The 18,025-nt window shown below is 61.6% G+C and carries 18 protein-coding genes, 2 pseudogenes and 1 riboswitch; of the genes and pseudogenes, 7 read left to right on the forward strand and 13 right to left on the reverse strand.

The features are described 5' to 3' along the window. Window positions 1-361: 361 nt before the first annotated feature. The 4 genes and pseudogenes from tsaD to tsaE form a co-directional block, all read right to left on the reverse strand. Window positions 362-1,408 carry a tRNA (adenosine(37)-N6)-threonylcarbamoyltransferase complex transferase subunit TsaD gene (tsaD, locus tag OMP38_RS07655; protein ID WP_420869628.1) on the reverse strand — a complete coding sequence of 349 codons (1,047 nt, stop codon included), beginning with the start codon at window positions 1,406-1,408 and terminating at the stop codon, window positions 362-364. A gap of 25 nt (window positions 1,409-1,433) precedes the next feature. Then, window positions 1,434-1,898: pseudogene (gene rimI, locus OMP38_RS07660) on the reverse strand (ribosomal protein S18-alanine N-acetyltransferase); the annotation flags it as partial. Next, the gene (tsaB, locus tag OMP38_RS07665) at window positions 1,895-2,698 is read right to left on the reverse strand and encodes a tRNA (adenosine(37)-N6)-threonylcarbamoyltransferase complex dimerization subunit type 1 TsaB (protein ID WP_277564544.1); all 804 of its coding nucleotides are present in this window, start codon (window positions 2,696-2,698) and stop codon (window positions 1,895-1,897) included. The gene tsaB and the pseudogene rimI, both read right to left, overlap by 4 nt. After that, complete coding sequence (tsaE, locus tag OMP38_RS07670; RefSeq protein ID WP_277564545.1) at window positions 2,695-3,225, reverse strand: tRNA (adenosine(37)-N6)-threonylcarbamoyltransferase complex ATPase subunit type 1 TsaE; 531 nt, start codon at window positions 3,223-3,225, stop codon at window positions 2,695-2,697. Before tsaE ends, tsaB begins: the two co-directional genes overlap by 4 nt. 236 nt (window positions 3,226-3,461) lie before the next feature. Between tsaE and OMP38_RS07675 the strand changes: the two genes are divergently transcribed. After that, window positions 3,462-4,022: a hypothetical protein gene (locus tag OMP38_RS07675; protein WP_277564546.1), complete on the forward strand. Its 561-nt coding sequence runs from the start codon at window positions 3,462-3,464 to the stop codon at window positions 4,020-4,022. 57 nt (window positions 4,023-4,079) lie between these two features. On the opposite strand, the gene OMP38_RS34535 is transcribed toward OMP38_RS07675, so the two are convergent. Then, the gene (locus tag OMP38_RS34535) at window positions 4,080-4,931 is read right to left on the reverse strand and encodes an aminotransferase-like domain-containing protein (protein WP_338130485.1); all 852 of its coding nucleotides are present in this window, start codon (window positions 4,929-4,931) and stop codon (window positions 4,080-4,082) included. A 242-nt stretch (window positions 4,932-5,173) separates the two neighbouring features. Between OMP38_RS34535 and OMP38_RS34540 the strand changes: the two genes are divergently transcribed. Beyond that, window positions 5,174-5,347, forward strand: a complete 174-nt coding sequence (locus OMP38_RS34540) for a hypothetical protein (protein WP_338130431.1) — start codon at window positions 5,174-5,176, stop codon at window positions 5,345-5,347. Here the strand turns inward: OMP38_RS34540 and OMP38_RS34545 are convergent. Continuing rightward, a pseudogene (locus tag OMP38_RS34545) lies at window positions 5,347-5,499 on the reverse strand (GntR family transcriptional regulator); the annotation flags it as partial. The gene OMP38_RS34540 and the pseudogene OMP38_RS34545 overlap by 1 nt on opposite strands. A gap of 242 nt (window positions 5,500-5,741) precedes the next feature. On the opposite strand from OMP38_RS34545, the gene OMP38_RS07685 reads away from it, so the two are divergent. Continuing rightward, window positions 5,742-5,951 (forward strand): hypothetical protein, encoded by a 210-nt coding sequence (locus OMP38_RS07685; RefSeq protein WP_277564547.1) that lies wholly within the window; start codon window positions 5,742-5,744, stop codon window positions 5,949-5,951. A 149-nt stretch (window positions 5,952-6,100) separates the two neighbouring features. On the opposite strand, the gene OMP38_RS07690 is transcribed toward OMP38_RS07685, so the two are convergent. The 4 genes from OMP38_RS07690 to OMP38_RS07705 form a co-directional block, all read right to left on the reverse strand. After that, the gene (locus OMP38_RS07690; RefSeq protein ID WP_277564548.1) at window positions 6,101-6,547 is read right to left on the reverse strand and encodes a hypothetical protein; all 447 of its coding nucleotides are present in this window, start codon (window positions 6,545-6,547) and stop codon (window positions 6,101-6,103) included. A 174-nt stretch (window positions 6,548-6,721) separates the two neighbouring features. Beyond that, window positions 6,722-6,922: a CsbD family protein gene (locus OMP38_RS07695; RefSeq protein ID WP_277564549.1), complete on the reverse strand. Its 201-nt coding sequence runs from the start codon at window positions 6,920-6,922 to the stop codon at window positions 6,722-6,724. A 453-nt stretch (window positions 6,923-7,375) separates the two neighbouring features. Next, complete coding sequence (locus OMP38_RS07700) at window positions 7,376-7,552, reverse strand: H-type small acid-soluble spore protein (RefSeq protein ID WP_277564550.1); 177 nt, start codon at window positions 7,550-7,552, stop codon at window positions 7,376-7,378. Beyond that, a complete protein-coding gene (locus OMP38_RS07705) occupies window positions 7,549-7,734 on the reverse strand; it encodes a hypothetical protein (protein ID WP_277564551.1) in 186 nt (61 codons plus the stop codon). The genes OMP38_RS07700 and OMP38_RS07705 overlap by 4 nt, the downstream gene beginning before the upstream one ends. 134 nt (window positions 7,735-7,868) lie before the next feature. Between OMP38_RS07705 and ku the strand changes: the two genes are divergently transcribed. The 3 genes from ku (at window position 7,869) to OMP38_RS07720 (ending at window position 10,584) form a co-directional block, all read left to right on the forward strand. Continuing rightward, window positions 7,869-8,873: a non-homologous end joining protein Ku gene (gene ku / locus OMP38_RS07710; protein WP_277564552.1), complete on the forward strand. Its 1,005-nt coding sequence runs from the start codon at window positions 7,869-7,871 to the stop codon at window positions 8,871-8,873. Window positions 8,874-9,378: 505 nt separating this feature from the next. Next, window positions 9,379-9,522 (forward strand): hypothetical protein, encoded by a 144-nt coding sequence (locus tag OMP38_RS07715; protein ID WP_277564553.1) that lies wholly within the window; start codon window positions 9,379-9,381, stop codon window positions 9,520-9,522. A gap of 123 nt (window positions 9,523-9,645) precedes the next feature. After that, window positions 9,646-9,773: riboswitch (cyclic di-AMP (ydaO/yuaA leader) on the forward strand. A gap of 10 nt (window positions 9,774-9,783) precedes the next feature. After that, window positions 9,784-10,584: a CAP domain-containing protein gene (locus OMP38_RS07720; RefSeq protein ID WP_277564554.1), complete on the forward strand. Its 801-nt coding sequence runs from the start codon at window positions 9,784-9,786 to the stop codon at window positions 10,582-10,584. Between the two features lie 77 nt (window positions 10,585-10,661). On the opposite strand, the gene OMP38_RS07725 is transcribed toward OMP38_RS07720, so the two are convergent. Then, the gene (locus OMP38_RS07725; RefSeq protein ID WP_277564555.1) at window positions 10,662-10,892 is read right to left on the reverse strand and encodes a hypothetical protein; all 231 of its coding nucleotides are present in this window, start codon (window positions 10,890-10,892) and stop codon (window positions 10,662-10,664) included. Window positions 10,893-11,135: 243 nt separating this feature from the next. Between OMP38_RS07725 and ligD the strand changes: the two genes are divergently transcribed. Then, the gene (gene ligD, locus OMP38_RS07730) at window positions 11,136-12,032 is read left to right on the forward strand and encodes a non-homologous end-joining DNA ligase (RefSeq protein ID WP_277564556.1); all 897 of its coding nucleotides are present in this window, start codon (window positions 11,136-11,138) and stop codon (window positions 12,030-12,032) included. Between the two features lie 22 nt (window positions 12,033-12,054). Here ligD and cls read toward each other — a convergent pair whose 3' ends face one another. Both cls and OMP38_RS07740 read right to left on the reverse strand, forming a co-directional pair. Further along, window positions 12,055-13,485 (reverse strand): cardiolipin synthase, encoded by a 1,431-nt coding sequence (gene cls, locus OMP38_RS07735; RefSeq protein ID WP_277564557.1) that lies wholly within the window; start codon window positions 13,483-13,485, stop codon window positions 12,055-12,057. Between the two features lie 335 nt (window positions 13,486-13,820). Further along, window positions 13,821-17,891 carry a choice-of-anchor I family protein gene (locus tag OMP38_RS07740; RefSeq protein ID WP_277564558.1) on the reverse strand — a complete coding sequence of 1,357 codons (4,071 nt, stop codon included), beginning with the start codon at window positions 17,889-17,891 and terminating at the stop codon, window positions 13,821-13,823. Between the last annotated feature and the right edge of the window lie 134 nt (window positions 17,892-18,025).

Consider the following 18,025-nt stretch of genomic DNA (forward strand, 5'->3'; position numbering starts at 1 on the left):
ACGTTTTCAAAATTACGCTGCGTTTACTCTCCCAACACATTTCGGATGCTTATCCACATTACGCACAGGGGGTGTGGATAACTTTGCCCACATCTTCCATGCGCTGATTTGGGAGCTGCAGCCATTGACTTTTACGCGATTAGGAACTCGAGCCCGCACCGCTTCCCGAATGGAACGGATCCGGAAACCTTAAAAATGTCCATCGGAACGGATGGCAAGACGCAGAAAAGCGCCCGAACGGTCGACGGGGTCGGTGTCGAACCGTTCAAGCGCTTTTCAAAAGGGGGTATGCTGTTACTTTAACACGGCCGTCAGTTCATGTCAACTAAATTAACATAATAATTCAAAACCTCACATGAACCTACAAAGTTACGGACCATGCCTCCAGCGACACCTGCGCGGAAGCTGCCAGATCCAGCGACGAGAACTGCCCTCTGCGCCACTTCAAGTCCGCGGCGGCGCCGATCATGGCGGCATTGTCGCTGCACAGGGACATGGGCGGCACGAGCATCGGCAGCCCGGCTTCCCCGCAGAGCGCCGCAAGCCGCTCGCGGATGCCCCGGTTGGCCGCGACCCCTCCGCATAGCAGCAGCTGGCGCGCGCCGAATTCGGCGGCTGCGCGCATCGCTTTTGTCGTTACGACGTCGACGACCGAGCTCTGGAACCCGCGCGCGAGCGCTCCGAAGGACGGCTCCAGCCCCTTCATTTTCGTCCGGTTGATCTCCGCCAGCACGGCCGACTTGAGGCCGCTGAAGCTAAAATCGTAAGAGTCGTCCTCCAGCCATGCGCGAGGCAGCACGATCTCTTCCTCCGCCTGGTGCGCCAGCTTGTCCACGTGCGGGCCGCCCGGGTAAGGGAAGGACAGCGCGCGCGCAACCTTGTCGTAAGCCTCGCCGACCGCGTCGTCGCGCGTGCGTCCGATGATCTTGAAGACGCCTTCTTCCGGCAGCAGCACCAGTTCCGTATGACCGCCGGAAACGACAAGCGCAAGCGCCGGGTATACGATATCCCCGACGAGCCGGTTCGCATAGATATGCCCGGCGATATGATGCGTGCCGATCAGCGGGACGTCCAGCGCGAGCGCCAGCGCCTTGGCTGCCACGACGCCGACCAGCAGCGCGCCGATCAGGCCCGGGCCCTGCGTGACGGCGACCGCGTCGATGGCCTGCCGCGATACGCCGGCCTCCGTCAACGCTTCCTGGATAATCACCGTAATGCTCTCGACGTGCTTGCGCGAAGCGATCTCCGGCACGACGCCGCCGAAGCGGCGATGCGTCTCGATCTGGCTCGAGACGATGTTGGAGAGTACCTCGCGCCCGCCCCGCACGACGGCGGCGGACGTCTCGTCGCAGCTCGTCTCGATCGCGAGCAGCAGGCTCCCATCTTTCTTTTCCGATACGTTCGCCATCATGATGACTTCCCCCCCCGCGCTCCCGGCCAAGCGACGGATCCAGGTCCGCCCACATGATGAGCGCATCCTCGTTGTTGTCCGAATAGTAGCCTGGCCGAAGCCCCGCGGGACCGAAGCCCAACTTGCGGTAGAGGCGCTGCGCGCGTTCGTTGGACACTCTCACTTCGAGCGTCATCCGCGCCGCCCCGAGCCAGGCCGCGGTCCGCATCAGCTCACGCAGCAGCCGCTCGCCGAGACCCTTGCCGCGATACGCCTCGCGTACCGCGATGTTCGTCACGTGCGCCTCGTCCACGATGAGCCACATGCCTCCGTAACCGAGCACTTCGTCGCCTTCGGACATCACCATATACTTGGCGAACAAGTTTTGCGTCAGTTCATTATGAAAGGCTTCCGGCGTCCACGGCGCGGTAAAAGCCTCCCGCTCGATCTCCACGATGTCATCGATGTCCGCGAGACTCATCGACCGGAACTCGATCTTGTCGTTCAAGCTTGTCCCTCCGTCCGGGCGCCGTCTCCGAGCTTGGTCTCGGCTTCGGTCAGCTGCGTGTAGTTGGGCGCGAAGCGATGAACGTCGTCAACGAGCCCCTGAGCCAGTCGTTCTGCCGCGAGTTCGCCCATCTCGCCCGCGTCTATCGTCAGCGGCAGCGCGACCGCGCCTTCGAGCGCCGCAAGGGCGGCCGCGTGCGGGCCGATCTCGCCGACGAACGCGAGCTGCGCGCCCGCTTCGGCCGCGCTCGCGGCAAGCGCGGAGCCCCAATCGCCGATGAGCCGGATCGCGTCTTCGTCGAGCCTGCGCCAGACGGATCCATCGGCCGTCTCGAAGCGCGCGCCGTAAACTTGACCGCGGCGCGCGTCCATAATCGGGACGATCCAGACGGGCTGCCCCGTTAGGCGTGCGGCGAAGGGATCCGCTTCCGCCGCTTGTTTTTCCCCGCGCAAATAAGGACCCGCCGCCATCGCGAGCGTCTCGAGGCTGGAGAGACCGACGAGCGGCTTGTCCCAGGCCCAAGCCAGCGTCTTGGCCGCGGACACGCCGATGCGCACGCCCGTATACGAACCCGGGCCCTGCCCGACCGCGATCGCGTCGACCTCGCCGACGCCAGCCTCTTTCAGCAGCGCCTTCAAATCGGACACGATGCGCACGGCATGATTGCGCTCGGCATGGGAGTGCCGGCTCGCCAGAACCTCCGCGCCCCGGCACACCGACGCTGCCAACACGGCCGTAGACGTGTCGAAGCACAGCATCAGCGGATTTTCGCCTGCCGTCCTATTATCCGTTAACGTCATCGCCGCTCCCCTCCCCCCTTCGCCGGCCGAAGCCCAAGCTCCCTGCACCACGCCTCGTACCTGGCGCCGATCGGTTCGCATATGGCCAGCCTGCTCTCCGGTCCGGTCAGCTCGAGCCGTATATGCAGGCGTTCGGGAGACAGAAGCGGTTCGACGAGCGAAGCCCACTCGACGAGCGAAACGCCGTTGCCCTCGAAATACTCGTCCAGTCCCAGCTCGTCGGCTTCCTCGATCGACAAGCGGTACACGTCCATATGATAGAGCGGCAATCGGCCGCCTTCGTACTCTTTGACGATCGTAAACGTCGGGCTGTTCACCATCCCCGGCACGCCAAGACCGGCCGCGAACGCCTTCGCGAAGCGGGTCTTGCCCGCGCCCAGATCGCCGTCCAGCGCGATCAGCGCGCCGGGGACGCACAGGTCCGCCAGCCGTTCGGCGAAACGCACCGTGTCCGCCTCGGACCTCAGCTCCAGCACGAATCGTCCGGCGCCGGCGGCTTGTCTGCCGCCTTCGCTCCAATCGTGCATGTCGATCGTTCTCCTTCAATGCGGATGGTCCGCAGGTTGTCCTTAATTATATCGGTGCAGGGGCGAACTTGCAAAGCCAAGAAAGGCGTCCCCTAAGGAGATGCGCCCTTCGCGAGTCCAATTCCCGCCCCGCCCGAAGTCGGAAGCGGTTTTATCCTCGGGGAGGTGCCGGCTGGCTGGGCCGGCAGGTTATGATGACGTTAGATAACGAACGAATCGAACGGGGGGAATGACTCGTGTACAGCGCCTTAAACGGCCTCGCTGCGTGCTTCACGCTAATGTTGCTCGCATTCGCATGGACAGCCGGAAACAGGGCCGGCAAGCTGAGATGGTTCGGATCGGCCGAACGGCTCTCCCGCAAGTCTCGCAAGCTGCTCACGTGGACCGCGCTCGCCACGCTGTCGGCCATCGGGGCAGGCGCGGCCGTGTGGCTGCTGGCGCGATCTTCCGACGACGCACTCCCCTTCGGACGGGCGTCGCTGCAGATGGCGCTGATCGCGCTGCCGATCGGGGCCGTCTGGCTGACAGCCTTGCCCCGCGCATGGCGCTTGTGGAGGGGCGCCGCACGGCTGCAAGACGAACCCGTGCCGGCCCCGCTAGCGACGAGCGCCGCTTCGGCCGCCCTTGTCGCGCCCTATCGGGCGGCCGCATACGGCGCCGGCGCCAGCCTCGCGTTCTACGCGCCGGCAGCCTGGGGCGCGGCCGCTCCTGTCTTCGCATACGCAGTGCTGTTCGCAGCGCTGTGGATGCTTCGCCGGCGACGGATCAAGCCATCGGCCGCTCCCATACCGCGATAGCGGCACCAACCGGGCGGACTGTCTTGAACAGCGGCTCTGCCGGCGTCCGCTCTTCCGCTAGCTTCGCAGCAACGCCTCCTTCAGCCTCATGACGCCGAGTTCGATCTGTCCCGCATCCGGCTTCGCATAGCATAGCCGCAAGCTCGGCTCTTCCGCGCCGAATACTTGCCCCGGTACATAGGCGACGCCCGCCGACATCGCGCGTTCGAGTACCCGTAGCTGCCGCGGATCCGATGCTCCGAGCCACTTCGCCCACAGATTCAGACCGCCGCCCGGCGGTTCGAACGATACGAGGCCCGGCAGATGATAATCGAGGCTCGCGCGCAGCTCGTCGAGACGCTCTGCCAATCGGACGCGCAGCCGGCCGATCTGCCTGTCGAACGCCGCTCCTTCGATCAGCTTGGCGGCCAGCCACTGCGGGATGACGCTCATCCCGAAGTCCATCTGCTGCCGCGCGTCCGCGAGCCGCGAGACGATCTCCTGCGGGCCCGCCAGCCAGCCGACCCGAAGTCCCGACGCCGCGATCTTGGACAACGAACCGACGTACAAGATGCGGCCGCCCGCATCCTCGGCCTTCAGCGGCAACGGCGGCCGGCCGTCGAATGCGGTCAAGCTGAACGGATCGTCCTCCACGATCGGAATGCCTTCCTTTTCCGCGATTCTCAGCAATGCGGCCCGCCGTTCGCCGGACAGCACCGATCCCGTCGGATTCTGGAAATTGGGATTCAAAAACAGCATCTTGAGCCGGTGCCGGCGATGCAGCCGCAGAACGTCATCCGGGTCGATGCCCGCCGGGCCGACCGGCAGCGGATACACCCGCAGCCCCGCAGACTGCAGCAGCGGCAGCGAAAAGCAGTACGAAGGCGTCTCGACGCCCACGGCATCGCCGTGATTCAGCAAGCATTGCACGATCAAAAAAAAGCGATTGCTGCGAACCCGACGTGATCAACAGGGAAGAAGCCGAAGACCTTATACGCAGATGCTTCGACAAGAAGGCGGCCAACGCTTCGCGAAACGGACCATAACCCTGCGGGTCGTCGTAGCCAAGCGGGCCATCGTAGGGTTGCTCTTTAAAAATGCCGCGCACCGTCTCTCCCGGAAACAGCTCCTCCGACAACTCCCCGCTCGCGAAATCCACGAGGCCTTCTTCCTTGCGCAATCCGGACCGGATGCGGCGCATCGCGTCCGAATTCGGCAGCATCGTTCCGACGTCCAAATATTTTCGCCAATCCGCCGGACGCAGCGGAGAGGCGTCTCCGCCGGCTACGACGGTGCCGCTGCCTACCTTGCTCACGACCCAGCCCGAAGCGCGCAGCTCCTCGTAGGATTGGATCACGGTCGTCCGGTTGACGGCCAGTTGCGCAGCCAGCTTGCGTTCGGCGGGCAGCGGGCTGCCTGCCGTCAGCTCCCCCCGATTTGATCCTCTGTTCGAAATGCTCGGCGATCTGCCGGTACACCGGCTTGTCCAACGCGCGATCGGGTTGCCACATGCGCCGTCCCTCCAATGCTTCCATTATCCCCATACCTAAGGAGCCCGGCAAGCGCGCCGGCAGGAAATAGGGCCTTCGATTGGAGGATAAATTGGATGGGCGTAAAAATCGGCGGATTGGAGGATGCCGGCAGACGAAAAGCCTCCTATGCTTGTAGCAACGACAAGGAGGCTAACCCCGAAGCAATGGCCGGCGGGTTGGCGCCTCCGAAAAAAGGAGATGCGGCCCCATGAGCATGGTTTATATGGTCGGCTTGGTATTCATCATCATGATCGCAGGGCTCGCGGGCACGCTAACCGTCGGCTGGTCCAAAGCCAACCGGAGCGAAAACGCGGGCTATGGCAGCGGCACGGGGAAGAAATGGACGCGTCTAGGCTTGCTGTACGCGCTCTGCGTCGTCGTCGTGCTGGCCGTCTTCTTAGCCCTGTTGAAGCCCTGACCGTTCGAGGAGGTGTTTGCGCAGCATGCTATATATACTCATCTTATCCTTCTGCATGGTCGCCGGCCTCGCCGTGCTCTTTGCGGCCGGCAAGTCGATCGTCGAATCCGAAGGGGAATGACGCGAAGACGACGGGCGCGACTTCGCCCTTAAAGCCAGCGCATGAAGCTCCCCTGCCTGACGGGCACGCCCTGCTTCTCAGCCCAACGCAGCAACAACAAGCCGGCGCTCCTGTCCTTCAGATCGAGGCAAAGACGCACGGGCACGACCTTTTTACCGCGCGGCAGCAGGCCGACGAGACCTCGATTAATCCGCAGCTCGCGGAGCGAATCCCCCGTGATCGTAAGGCCGTTCACGGTCAGACGGCTGCCCGCCAGCGTCAGCTCCGCCTTCAACACTTTCCGGCGAATGAGCAGATAGGCGAGGCAACCGCCGCTCAGCGTCATAAGCGCCGCTTGGACGTACAAGAAAAAATGTTCGGCGCCATGAATCACGTTGCCCAGCGAGAGCAAGAAAAGCAGGACGAAGCCCGATATCTGTTTTGTCCCTAACGGATATTGCACCGGAATTTTGCGGATCGACGCCTTCTTTTCCAAATGTACCGCCCCTTCAGGCCGACGGCCTGTCCTTGTCTTTAATCGATTATATGGCTGGCATCGTTTATATATTCGCACAAATTGCTAGATTATAGCAAAAACGCAGCCTTTGGGCTGCGTTTCTGCGTTCCGACGGCGCGAACGCCCGGCAAAACCTTATATAAAGAGGAAACGTCAGTGATCCGTGCGTGCCTTGGTGTTTTCCTTCCATTCGCCGATCTCTTCCTGTACCTTGCCCTTGGCTTTATCCCATTTGCCTCTTGCCTGGAGACCGGGATCGTCGGTGAGGTTGCCCCATTGGTCCTTGGCCTCGCCCTTCGCCTGGTTGACGGCGCCTTTGATTTTGTCGCTCCAGCCTTCCGTATGCCGATCCATATGAATGCTCTCCCTTCTCGTGCATGAGTTGGTTATACGAAACTTTACCCGGCAGACAGCGTTTTCAAACACCGGACGAGCGCGTAACGGCGACCGTCGATCGCTGTCTGCCTCCGTACACGGCGTTCATTCGCGCCGCATCCCGCAGCAAAGCCGCGTCGCCTCGCCCCACGAACTCTGCGCAGCGAAACGCATCCTCATACCTATTCTTCTCCTGCTTTTCTTATGCGGAGAATCCCGTCATCAACCGGAAGAAGCAACTTTTCGAAGTGTTATTCGTAAACGATATCCTACAATCGCGCGTCGCGAAGGAGAGAAGCGACGTTCGGAAAGTCGAAGGCAAGCTTGCCGCCGAATTCGAGATATCCGCCAAATAACAATAAGATCGTTCCCCCGAGCGCTGGCCTCGGAACGGAAACGATCTTTTTTACGCCGCTTCTAAGCCGCCACGCGCTATTCCGACAGCCGGTCGACAGACACCGTCTGCACGTTGGTCGGCTTTTGCCCGATCTGCACCGTCGCCATGCCGTTCGCTTCGTCCACTTCTTCGATCCAGACCGGCTGGCCTTCCAGCTTGACGGCGATCATGTCCTTTGAGTCGAAAATTTGCTTGGCCCTCTGCGTGTTCATGACGGATCGTCCCCCTCTTTTTCCCGCATCGTGTCGGTCGTCGTCTCCTCGATCAACCCGTTGTCGAAGGTCACCTGGCCGCCGCCGAGTCCCTCGTTGATCATCCGGTCGATGTCCATGTCGTAGATGTCTCGGCCTTCGTGAATGTGGTCCCGCCCGTCCGCCGCCTGCTCTTCGTTCATGAACGCCGCTCCCTTCGCCGTGATTGTTCGTTTCGAATGAAAGATCGTCCGGTACAGGATGCCCAGACGGTATGAATCCCATACAACGTTGGGAATCCTGAATGGTATACGGAATCATGAGGAGGCTAAGCGTCATGCATACGGTATGGAAAGGCGCCATCAGCTTCGGGCTCGTGCACGTGCCGGTGAAAATGTTCACCGCTACGGAGGACAAAGACGTGCACCTGCGGCAAATTCACAAAGCCTGCGGCACGCCGATCTCCTACGCCAAAAGCTGCCCGCACTGCGAAAGGGCGGTCGAGTGGGAGGAAATCACGAAAGGCTACGAATACGAAAAGGGAAGGTTCGTGCTGTTCGACGAGGATGAGCTCGAAGCCATCAAGCCGGAAAATACGCGGACGATTCAGATCCTCGACTTCGTCGCGCTCGAGGAGATCGACCCGATGTTCTATCAAAAAACGTACTATCTGTCGCCCGATCAAGCCGGCGCAGGCGCCTACGGCTTGCTGCTCGAAGCGATGCGGCAGTCCGGCCGGATCGGCATCGCGAAGATCGCGATTCGCAGCAAGAGCAGCCTGGCCGCTATTCGCTGCGTAGACAACTGCATCTGCATGGAGACGATGTTCTATCCCGACGAGATCCGCGCGATCTCGGGCGTGCCCGGGCTGCCGCAAAGCCAGAACGTCAACGATCGCGAGCTCGATATGGCCAAGCTGCTTATCGAACAGCTGTCCGCGCCGTTCGACGCGGCCAAGTACACGGACGACTACCGAACGGCGATGCTGGACGCCATCGGCCGCAAGGTCGCGGGACAAGGCGTCGACGTGGTGACCGCGCCGGCGGCGGAGCGGACCAACGTCATCGACCTGATGTCCGCGCTGCAGGCCAGCCTCGCCGCGGTCAAGACGGGCGAAGCGCCCGCCGGCGGAGCGACGGCGAGCCGCGCCGCCGGACGCAAGTCGGCGATCCGGGGCGATACCGGCGAAGCGGATCTGGCGCCTGCGGCGGACAAGCCGAAGCGCACGCGCGCGAAGCCTGCGATACCCGAGGCGGCTGCCGCAGGCGGAGCGGAAGCCGTCGGCGCAAGTCCCAAGGCCGCGCCGTCCCGCAGACGCAAGGCGACAGAGCCGAAGCCTTGATGGGCGGCAGAATCTCTTCAGCCTCGTACTGTAAGGCGATTAGGCTAACATTCGCCGGCGATCGGCCGGATGACGCTGAGGCTGTCTCAAAAGGTTCATGAACCGACCTTAGAGACGGCCTTTTTTTGCCCGTTCCTTGTTAAATGGGAGGTGTCGAGCAGCCATATTTGACGGAGTGGAGCTGCCGGAGGAAGAAAACGGGTATAGCTCCAGCATTCAATTGGAGGGGGGTACGGCGCGACTAGGCTGATCTTGACACCGTTGAGCGGGGGAGCTGAGGAGCAATAAGTGTTTAAAAGCAGTAAATCGGCGCGGTGAACTGGGCCGGAGACGAAATAAGTGTTCAAACGCAATTAATGAGATGAAAACCGGGACATTACGGTCGAAAGTAACCATTTAACTGCGCTTCAACACTTATTTCCCCCCAGGATGTCGCGTTCAAGAAAAATAATGGCTTTTTAACAGTTATTAGACGCGACGAAGGCGCAAGGGGGGATGTCCCACAATGGTCATGAAAATGACCTACGCCGATCTGGAAAAGGAGCGAGTCCACGCCCTCGTGAAACACGGCACCTGCCACAAAGAAAAGAGCGGCGCCTGGAAGAAGGATATGATCATCATCTGCCCTCAAACGATGAGAATATTCTAAGAAGCGACGGTCGACGCTGCCGAAACTCGCGCGGGACGCGGATCGGCCGTTTTCATATTTCCCAGCATATGGGCCGTGGTAATATTTATGCCGTGAACCTGCGAGATTCCGCTGATAGAATGTGAGACATCCGAGCCGAAGCCCGACAGGGCGCGGGGGAACCAAGTATACGGGGTGAAGCCGCAGCCGCGGCAGGGCGTACTCCGACCTAACCCGTCAGCTAACCTCGCAGGCTTACATTCTAAGGAGGAATTCTCTTATATGAAGAACACTCGTATCGGTCAACTGGCTGTTTCCGGCGCGCTTCTGCTGTCGCTCGCCGTTCCGTTCGGCGCTTCCGCGAATGCCGCGACGACGACCCAGTCGACCCAGACTTACACATATAAGTTCGACGCTTCCCAACTTCAGCAATATCTCGGTTCGTTTGATTGGCAATCGCTGCTGTCGCAGCTGAACGGCGGCACGACCGGCGGTTGGACGCCAACCAAGCCGACAACGATGCCGGCGCCGACCGCGCCTGCGGCCACGCCCGCTCCGGTCAAGCCGACGGCGCCTACGACTGTCCCTACGGCTTCGCCTAAGCCGACGCCGCCCCCGGCTCCGGCTCCGGCTCCGACCGCCACGCCAGCGCCGACGACCTCGCCTTCCGTACCTGCAGGCAGCGGCTCTGCGGGCTCCGGCACGAGCGTTCAAAAATCCGGCTTCGCCGCTCAAGTCGTCAATCTCGTCAACCAGGAACGCGCCAAAGCCGGCTTGTCCGCGCTGAAGACCGATGCCAAACTGACGACGGTCGCCGACGCGAAGGCGAAGGACATGTACAACAATAACTACTTCGACCATACTTCGCCGACGTACGGTTCGCCGTTCGACATGATGAAGCAGTTCGGCGTGACGTACAGCTACGCCGGCGAGAATATCGCGATGGGCCAGCAATCGCCGACGGAAGTCATGACCGCGTGGATGAACAGCGCGGGCCACAAGGCGAACATCCTGAACGCGAACTTCAAGTCGATCGGGGTCGCCTACTATAACGGCGAATGGGTACAAGAGTTCACCGGCTGACTCGTATCATAAAAAAAGATGCCTGCCAAAGTCATGCGAATGACTTCGGCGGCATCTTTTTTGCGTCGGCGGCCAACCTACAGCAGCATCGGCAACGCCAGCAAGATCAGGCCCGCCAAGCTCATCAAGCCGCCTTGCAGGCGTATTCGCCAATCGGACGCCGGTGCAGGCCCCCCGGTCTCTCCATCCCGTCCGACGCGGGCCAGGACGCGCACGGTACCGGGGTGGAGCACGGCGAATAGCGAAGACCCCGTCCAAAACACCAACGCGAGCGACAGCAGCGCGCCGGCATGGTGCAGCAGCGGCATATCCGTAGCGATCCCTCCCCAAGCGCTTTCTTTATTGTTGTATGAGCGTCCGGAGGCAAAAGTGCGGATATCGCCTAGTTTGACCGGACGGCTGATCGCCGCGGCGACATCGCCCGTCAGATTGCCGCGCGGCGGTGCCTCGAATGGCGGTACGATCGGGGAATGGGGCGCCGGATTAACGGCTACACTAGGAAGACATTCGCCTCGAGGCAACAGGGGCGGCTTTAGAACGGAGGAACGCCCATGGCGCCGGCTACGATGTCCCCGGTCACGCTGCGGCTCGGCGACCGCGAGCTGCTCGTCTCCCATCCCGACAAACTGCTATGGCCCGATATGGGCATCGATAAACTTCGCTACGTTCGGACGCTGGCCGAATTGGCGCCGTATTTGCTGCCCCACAGCGAAGGGCGCCATTTAACGACGATTCGCTTCCCTGAGGGCTATGCAGGCAAGTCCTTTTATCAAAAAAACGCGCCGACGCCCGTTCCGGAGTTCGTCAGAACCGAGACGGAAGGCGGCATCCGGTACGTCGTCCTCGATTCTTTGCCGACGCTGCTCTGGATGGGCAGCTTGTATGCGCTGGAATTTCACGTGTCCTGCGAACGGATCGGCATGCCGCTGCCCGACCGCTGGATGCTCGATATCGATCCGAGCCTCGAGGTCGAGCCGAGAATCATGGAAGCCGCGGACAAGGTCGGCGACCTGCTGCATTCGCTCGGACTTGAAGCCGTGCCCAAAACCTCCGGCGCGACGGGCATTCAAGTCGTCATGCGCATCGAACCCGGCCCGACCTACGATGACCTCCGACGGTTCGGCAAGTTCGTCTCCGACTATTTGACCGCCAAAAACCCGCGGCTCTTCACCGTCGAACGGCTAAAGAAAAACCGCGGATCGCTCATTTACCTCGATTACCTGCAGTATTATCCAGGCCGCACCCTGGTCGCGGCTTACTCGCCGCGCGCCCGCGCGGGAGCGCCGGTATCGACGCCGCTCGATTGGAGCGAGGTGCGCGCCGATCCGAGCCCCGCCGACTTCAACTTGACGAACATCGCCGAACGGCTGCGGAAGCGCGGCGACCTCATCGGGTCGATGAAGCCGCAGCGGCTCGGAGACGTGCTGAAGCAGATCAAGCCGAACTGAAAAGTCTTCCTGCGCTCGATAGTTAAAGCAACGGGGACAGCATGCGGCAGAGCGCCTCCGCGGCTTTGCGTCCGCCGGAGCGCTTGCGGAACGACGACAGCTCCAGCTCCCTGCTGTCCTTGAGATCCTGCCGGAAGTCGCGCTTTAGCGCGGCGATGGCGTCCGGGTGGAATAAGTAGGCGTTCGTCTCGAAGTTGCTGAAGAAGCTGCGCAGATCCATGTTCGCCGTCCCGACCGACGCGATCAGGTCGTCGACGATGACGACTTTCGCATGGATGAAGCCCCGCTCGTACTGCCAAAACCGGATGCCGCAGCTCATCATCTCGTCCACGTAAGACATCGTCGCGGCATGCACGAGCTTCGTGTCGGAAATCAGCGGCACGATCATGCGCACGTCGACGCCGCTCATCGCGGCGGTCTTGAGCGCCATGACGACGCCAGCGCTCGGAATGAAGTATGGCGTCGTGATCCAGATCCGCCGCTTTGCCGTCGCCAGGATCGCGAACAGCGTCTCGTGAATCGCGTCGGCCCGCCTGTTCGGGCCGCCGGCGACGATCTGCACGACCTCGTTTCCCGCGCAGCCATGCTCCGGCAGATAACCCGGATCGCTCGGACGCTGCTTGGTCGCGAGCTCCCAGTCCTTGAGGAATACCTCTTGCAGCCCGTATACCGCGTCGCCCTCCAGTTCGAGATGCGTATCGCGCCAAAAACCGAGCTTCTTGTGCCTGCCCAAATACTCCGAGCCGACGTTGATCCCGCCGACGAAGCCTTTGGTACCGTCCACGACGAGGATCTTGCGGTGATTGCGGTAGTTCATGCGTTTCTTCATAAAAGCCGGGCGGAGCGGGAAAAAGCATGCGTATTCGGCGCCGGCCTCTTCGAACGCGGCGAAAAAAGACTTGCTCAGCTTGACGCTGCCAATGCCGTCGTAGATAAGCCGAATCTGGACGCCTTCCTTCGCTTTCTCGATCATGGCATCGCGGAACATGCGGCCGATCTCGTCGTCCCGGTATATGTAGGTAGCGAAGTGAATGTGGTGCCGGGCGCCGCGGATCGCTTTCATCATCGCGTCGTACGTCATTTGCCCGTTCGTCAGCACCCGCGATTTGTTGCAGCCGGTGATCGGAGACGCTCCTGCCTTGCGCAGCGTACGGAACAACCTCGCCTCGTCCGCGAACCGGCCGCCCGGTACTTCTCCCGGCTCGTTGATCAGATGGCTCTTCGTCAAGATCTCGCCCCGGCGTTGCTCGTCCACGCCGCCTCTGCGGCGGACCTTGCGGCGACGGACATACTCGCGGGCGAGGAAGTAATAAAGAATGAAGCCGACGATCGGAAACAAAAACAAGATGAACAGCCATGCCATGGCGTTAGCCGGACGGCGATACTCCAGCACGAGGATCGTGCCGGACTGGAAGATGAAAATGATCAGCGCCAGCAGCAGCCACGTCGTCACCCGTACGAACCTCCCCCCGTATGTTTGTCTTTTGTATCTACCTACCCTTACCCACGATTGATATGCGCGATTGCTCGGACGGTCCGGATCCAGGATTTCTTAAGGAAAAGCGCAGGTGGCGCTCGTCCGTGATAACAGTATAACCCGGGAGGCACGGTTTAGGCAGAGGCGCGGCAAGGATGGCGGCGGCGAAAAAAGAGCCTCGCTCGCGTCGACGGTGATGACGCGAGCGGGGCTCCGCTGGGGCGGACCTTTTGGGAGCGAGCCAGCCGGGGCCGCCGGCTATCCCCTCTCGTGGAGTTGGCGATGCTGCTGTTGGCCGGCTCCGCTAACGATTAAACCGACAGCTTCACGAAGGCGGCCAGCATTTTCGCCAGCTCTTCGCGCGTTGCCGTGGACTTCGGCGCGAAGGCGAGGCCTGCGCCGCCTGCCGCAGGACGGCCGGAGACGATGCCGGCGCGCTGCACCGCCTCTACGGCCTGCGAAGCATAGGCCGGGATCGCGGCAGCGTCCGTGAATGTCGCGGACGCTTGCGCGGCCGGCAGCGCGATGCCTTCCGCCGCGGCAAACTTGACGAGCATGACCGCAAGGTCCGCCCGGGTCAACGCGGCGCGCGGGTCGAAGCGGCCTGCGCCCGTGCCGGTCACGATGCCGCCATCGGCCGCCCAAGCGACGGCGCCGGCAAAGTAGTCGCCGCTCTTCACGTCGGCGAAGCCGGAAGCCTTGCCTTGGTAAGCGTCCAGGTCCGCACCAGCGATCCTGGCGAGCATAACCGTCAGATCGGCGCGCGTCACGCTGCGCTTCGGCGCGAAGACGTTTTGGCCGACGCCGTCCAGAATGCCGCGAGCCGCCAGATAAGCGATATCGTTGATCGCGAAGCTGCCAGCGGTATCGGCGAACGTACGATTCTCGTAACCGACGCCGTACATGGAGAAGTGCGAGACGGAGAAGCGCAGCGTCCCCAATGCCGCATCGTAAACGCCGCCTGGCAGCGTCTCGATCCGGCCGTCGTCGGCGATATAGCGGACGACGATGCCGGAGACGTCTTCGTTAGCCCGCTTCGCGTAAGGCAGCTCGATCTTGACCTTGCCGTCGCCGAATTCATGCAGCGACTTGCCGTCCGCCGACAGCTTCAGCTCGATGACCGGGCGGTCGCCCACTGCGGCTTGCACGCCGCTGCGCGCGCTCTCCGGCAAGGAGGAAGCCGCATCTGCCCCGGTGAGCTTGCGAACGTCCAGCTTCACCGCGCCTTTGCCCGCAGCCGAGCCGATCGCCGCGATGGCGTCCTCATCGAACGACAGCGTCGCGGTATCCGTCTCGACGGTCAGCGTCTTGATCGCGCCGCTCGTCAGCTTGGCGACCGCTTCCGCCGGCAGCAGGGCAACCGCATGGGAGCCGTCTCCGGCCGAATCGCCGGACAGCTTGATGACAGCCGCACTGCCGTTCAAATTAACCGTCACGTCGCCATACGTCTCGGTCTGATCGGACGGAGACGGCGATGGCGTAGGCGTCGCGCTCGGCGCAGGCGTCGGAACGTAAGGGTTGCTGGCCGAAGTTACCGTAACGACGGCTTCCGCCTTCGCGTATCCGTCCGCCGTGACCGCCGCGATCACTGCCGTGCCGGCCGAGACCGGCGTCACGCGGCCTTTTTCGTCTACCGCAGCGACTGCCGGATTAGAGCTGGCCCATGCGACCGTAGTAGCCGAACCGCCGGCAGCGGTCGCCGTCGCCGTCAAGCCGCCGACGGAGCCGCCCGCGGTTAGCGTCAACGTCGAACGGTCGAGCTTGACCTTGGAGACGTTCAGCTGCAGCACCGACACCGTGCCGCCTACTTCGTTGGCGACCAGCAGCAGCGGATAACCGGTCGGGCTGTCCGCGGCCGCGATGAACTCCAAGCCTTCCGGCCCGCTGTCCGTATTTTCATTGGCGCCGGCCGAGAAATTCCGCGTGTTCGTGTAGTTCAAGAACTGCGGCTTGGACGGATCCGTCACGTCGTACGTCATGACGCCGCCGATGCGCTCGAGGCCCGCGAAAGCCAGCGTCTTCGTGCCGACCAAACCCGTTTTCACGTCCTCGGGCTCCGGTCCCTTTTTCGCGCTTCGCTCGTCGACGCCCGTCTTGCTGCTGCTGTTGCTGGCATTGAAGTTGTTCGGATAGCGCTGCGCCGTGATACGCTCAAAATCGCTGCCCGTATCCGATACCTGCGTCATCGTAGCGGCATCCCAAATCGAAAACGAGCGGCCGCCGTACAAATAAATGCTGCCGTTGCCCATGTCGCTCATGACTTCCACGCCGTCGTACCTTGTCGTTCCCTTCAAGAACTTCGCTGCCGCGGAGTCCGGATCCAGACTTCCCTTCATCTTTTTGATCGTGCTCGCCGTGACCCGGTCTTCCCACTCCGTCGCGTCGCCTTCGTTGCCTGTCACCAGGTACGTCTTGCCGCCGGCTTGGAAGGAGGCGACGCCGTCCGGCATGTAGACGCCGTAGAACGGCACGTTTTCCAGCTGAATGACGCCGTCCTTAACCAGGTCCAGCCGGTTGGCCGGATCGTTCAGATCCTTCAGTCCTAGCCCCTTTACCCACAGCACTTTGCCGGCAGCGACGTTAATCGCGGCAACCGCATTGTTTTCCTGTAAAGTCACGTATGCCGTGCCTTCGTCGGAAGAGAGCGCGATGTATTCGGGCTCGAGATCGCGAATCGCGTCCGCCTTCGTGCCGCTGCCGGTAATTTGCTTCGTTACTGGATCCCCCGCGCCTCGGATATGCACGTCGTCCGCAATGACGGAAGGATCGTCGAACTTGACGTGCTTCACGGTACCGGTCTGCGTGTCCACGATCGTGATGCTGCCCTCGGGATCATGGCCCTCCGTGCGCGGCTCGCCTTCGTCTGCGGTCAGGATGTACCTGCCGTCCTTCGTCGACTTAATCATGTCCGGCTGTACGCCGGTTTCATAGGAAGCGAGCAGCTTGCCGTCATAGTCCAGCGCCAGAATCTTGCCGGGCTTCATGCCGTCTTCTTCTTGTACCGAGACCGCGATCCGCTTGGCCGCCGTATTGATGTCGACGCTGGTCAGATCGCCGTACGCAAATCCGTTCGTCTCAGCGAGATCCTTCACTTCGACTTCGCCGGTCTGCTTGAGATTGGTACCGTCCCCAAGTTCGACGATCTTCAGCGAGGGCGGGTCGCCCGCGCCATCTACCAGATAGAACTTGCCGTTATCTTTGTTGTACTTGACGATCTCGGCGACGCCGCCGTCGTCATTGGGCTTGTCCGCGATGAAGCCGCCCAGCTTCGTGACCTCGATGCCATTTTCAAAAACGGAGCCCGTCGTGGACGCGTTCACGCGCAGCGTCACGCTGGCGGAAACCTCCTTGGACGTCGGATAGACGGCGTCCTTCACCGACAGCTTCACCGTCGACTCTCCCGCCGCTTGCGGAATGCCGGTGATCTTGCCCTTGGCCGCGTCCAGCTTAAGGCCTTCGGGAAGTCCCTCGGCAGCGAATGTAAACGGCGCGGTACCTCCGTATACCGCGATCGTCGCGGAATAAGGCGATCCCACGTAGGCTGCGGACAGCGCGCTTGTACGGAGCTCGAGCGGTTGGACGATCGGCTTCAGATGCGGTCCGACAGCCGCCAAATCCAGCGAACTTGAGGAATAGTCGATTTGGATAAAGTCGGATTGGTTGTTGTCTAAATCTTGGCCATTGACGTTATCCTTAACTTTACGTCTGATTGCCTTTTTCTTGGATGTGCCTTGCGCCGAACCAGTCGGATAAGCGGTCTCGTATCCGTCGATCGTGCTCTGGTCATCGTTGCTCCCCGTGCCCACCATGTCGACATAGCCGGGAGCCTTTCGATGCGCAGCGTCGATGTCGAACGGATTAACGTCGGTCAGCAATGTCTGGTTACTGAGCAGCGCCACTTTAAGTCCTTTGTTGTTGATATATCTGTCCCAGGTCAGATCGACTCTGCCCGTCAGGTCGACTACGGGCGTCGCCGCGCCGGTGGCCTTCCCTGCGATTAAGAAGTAACCGCCGGCCGGAATCGATCCGGCAAGATTGAGTTTTTCCCATCCCTGCGTCGGGCCGGCAATAGCACTGGTGCCTCTGTCCGCATATTGCAGCGACCAACCGGTCAAATCGACGGTTGCCGAAGTGGGATTGTACAATTCGATAAAGCCGTGCGAAACCCAGGCATCTGAAGCGGCGACCAAGCCTGCGCCATACACCTGATTGATCACGACATGCGGAACCGTGACATCGTATTGCCCCGCATCGTTGTATGGCGTTCCTGCGAGCGCCGCCGCGGCCGATGCCGTCCGGGCGCCTCCCGCCGATCCGATCGTGCCCGCCAGGATCGCCGCCGCCGCGACCATCGCCGTACGTTTTCGCCAATGCTTCAACATGGAATAGAGCCCTCCCTATGTAACGTTACGCTTCATCGTAGTAGAGAAGTATTAACGCAGACATGTCCTACGCGTTAACGGGAGGTAAAATAGCGCTCGCAAATACAAAGAAGACGCGGTCTCCGCCGTAATAG

Origin of the sequence: Cohnella ginsengisoli, from assembly GCF_029525555.1 — a bacterium.
In the GTDB taxonomy this organism is placed as follows: Bacteria; Bacillota; Bacilli; order Paenibacillales; family Paenibacillaceae; genus Cohnella; species Cohnella ginsengisoli.

Excerpts from the sequence above, each read along its gene's own strand:
- tsaD (WP_420869628.1), bottom strand. The coding sequence starts at position 1,408 with ATGGCGAACGTATCGGAAAAGAAAGATGGGAGCCTGCTGCTCGCGATC.
- tsaB (WP_277564544.1), bottom strand. The coding sequence starts at position 2,698 with ATGACGTTAACGGATAATAGGACGGCAGGCGAAAATCCGCTGATGCTG.
- tsaE (WP_277564545.1), bottom strand. The coding sequence starts at position 3,225 with ATGCACGATTGGAGCGAAGGCGGCAGACAAGCCGCCGGCGCCGGACGA.
- OMP38_RS07685 (WP_277564547.1), top strand. The coding sequence starts at position 5,742 with ATGAGCATGGTTTATATGGTCGGCTTGGTATTCATCATCATGATCGCA.
- OMP38_RS07695 (WP_277564549.1), bottom strand. The coding sequence starts at position 6,922 with ATGGATCGGCATACGGAAGGCTGGAGCGACAAAATCAAAGGCGCCGTC.
- OMP38_RS07700 (WP_277564550.1), bottom strand. The coding sequence starts at position 7,552 with ATGAACACGCAGAGGGCCAAGCAAATTTTCGACTCAAAGGACATGATC.
- OMP38_RS07705 (WP_277564551.1), bottom strand. The coding sequence starts at position 7,734 with ATGAACGAAGAGCAGGCGGCGGACGGGCGGGACCACATTCACGAAGGC.
- ku (WP_277564552.1), top strand. The coding sequence starts at position 7,869 with ATGCATACGGTATGGAAAGGCGCCATCAGCTTCGGGCTCGTGCACGTG.
- OMP38_RS07715 (WP_277564553.1), top strand. The coding sequence starts at position 9,379 with ATGGTCATGAAAATGACCTACGCCGATCTGGAAAAGGAGCGAGTCCAC.
- OMP38_RS07720 (WP_277564554.1), top strand. The coding sequence starts at position 9,784 with ATGAAGAACACTCGTATCGGTCAACTGGCTGTTTCCGGCGCGCTTCTG.
- OMP38_RS07725 (WP_277564555.1), bottom strand. The coding sequence starts at position 10,892 with ATGCCGCTGCTGCACCATGCCGGCGCGCTGCTGTCGCTCGCGTTGGTG.
- ligD (WP_277564556.1), top strand. The coding sequence starts at position 11,136 with ATGGCGCCGGCTACGATGTCCCCGGTCACGCTGCGGCTCGGCGACCGC.
- OMP38_RS07740 (WP_277564558.1), bottom strand. The coding sequence starts at position 17,891 with ATGTTGAAGCATTGGCGAAAACGTACGGCGATGGTCGCGGCGGCGGCG.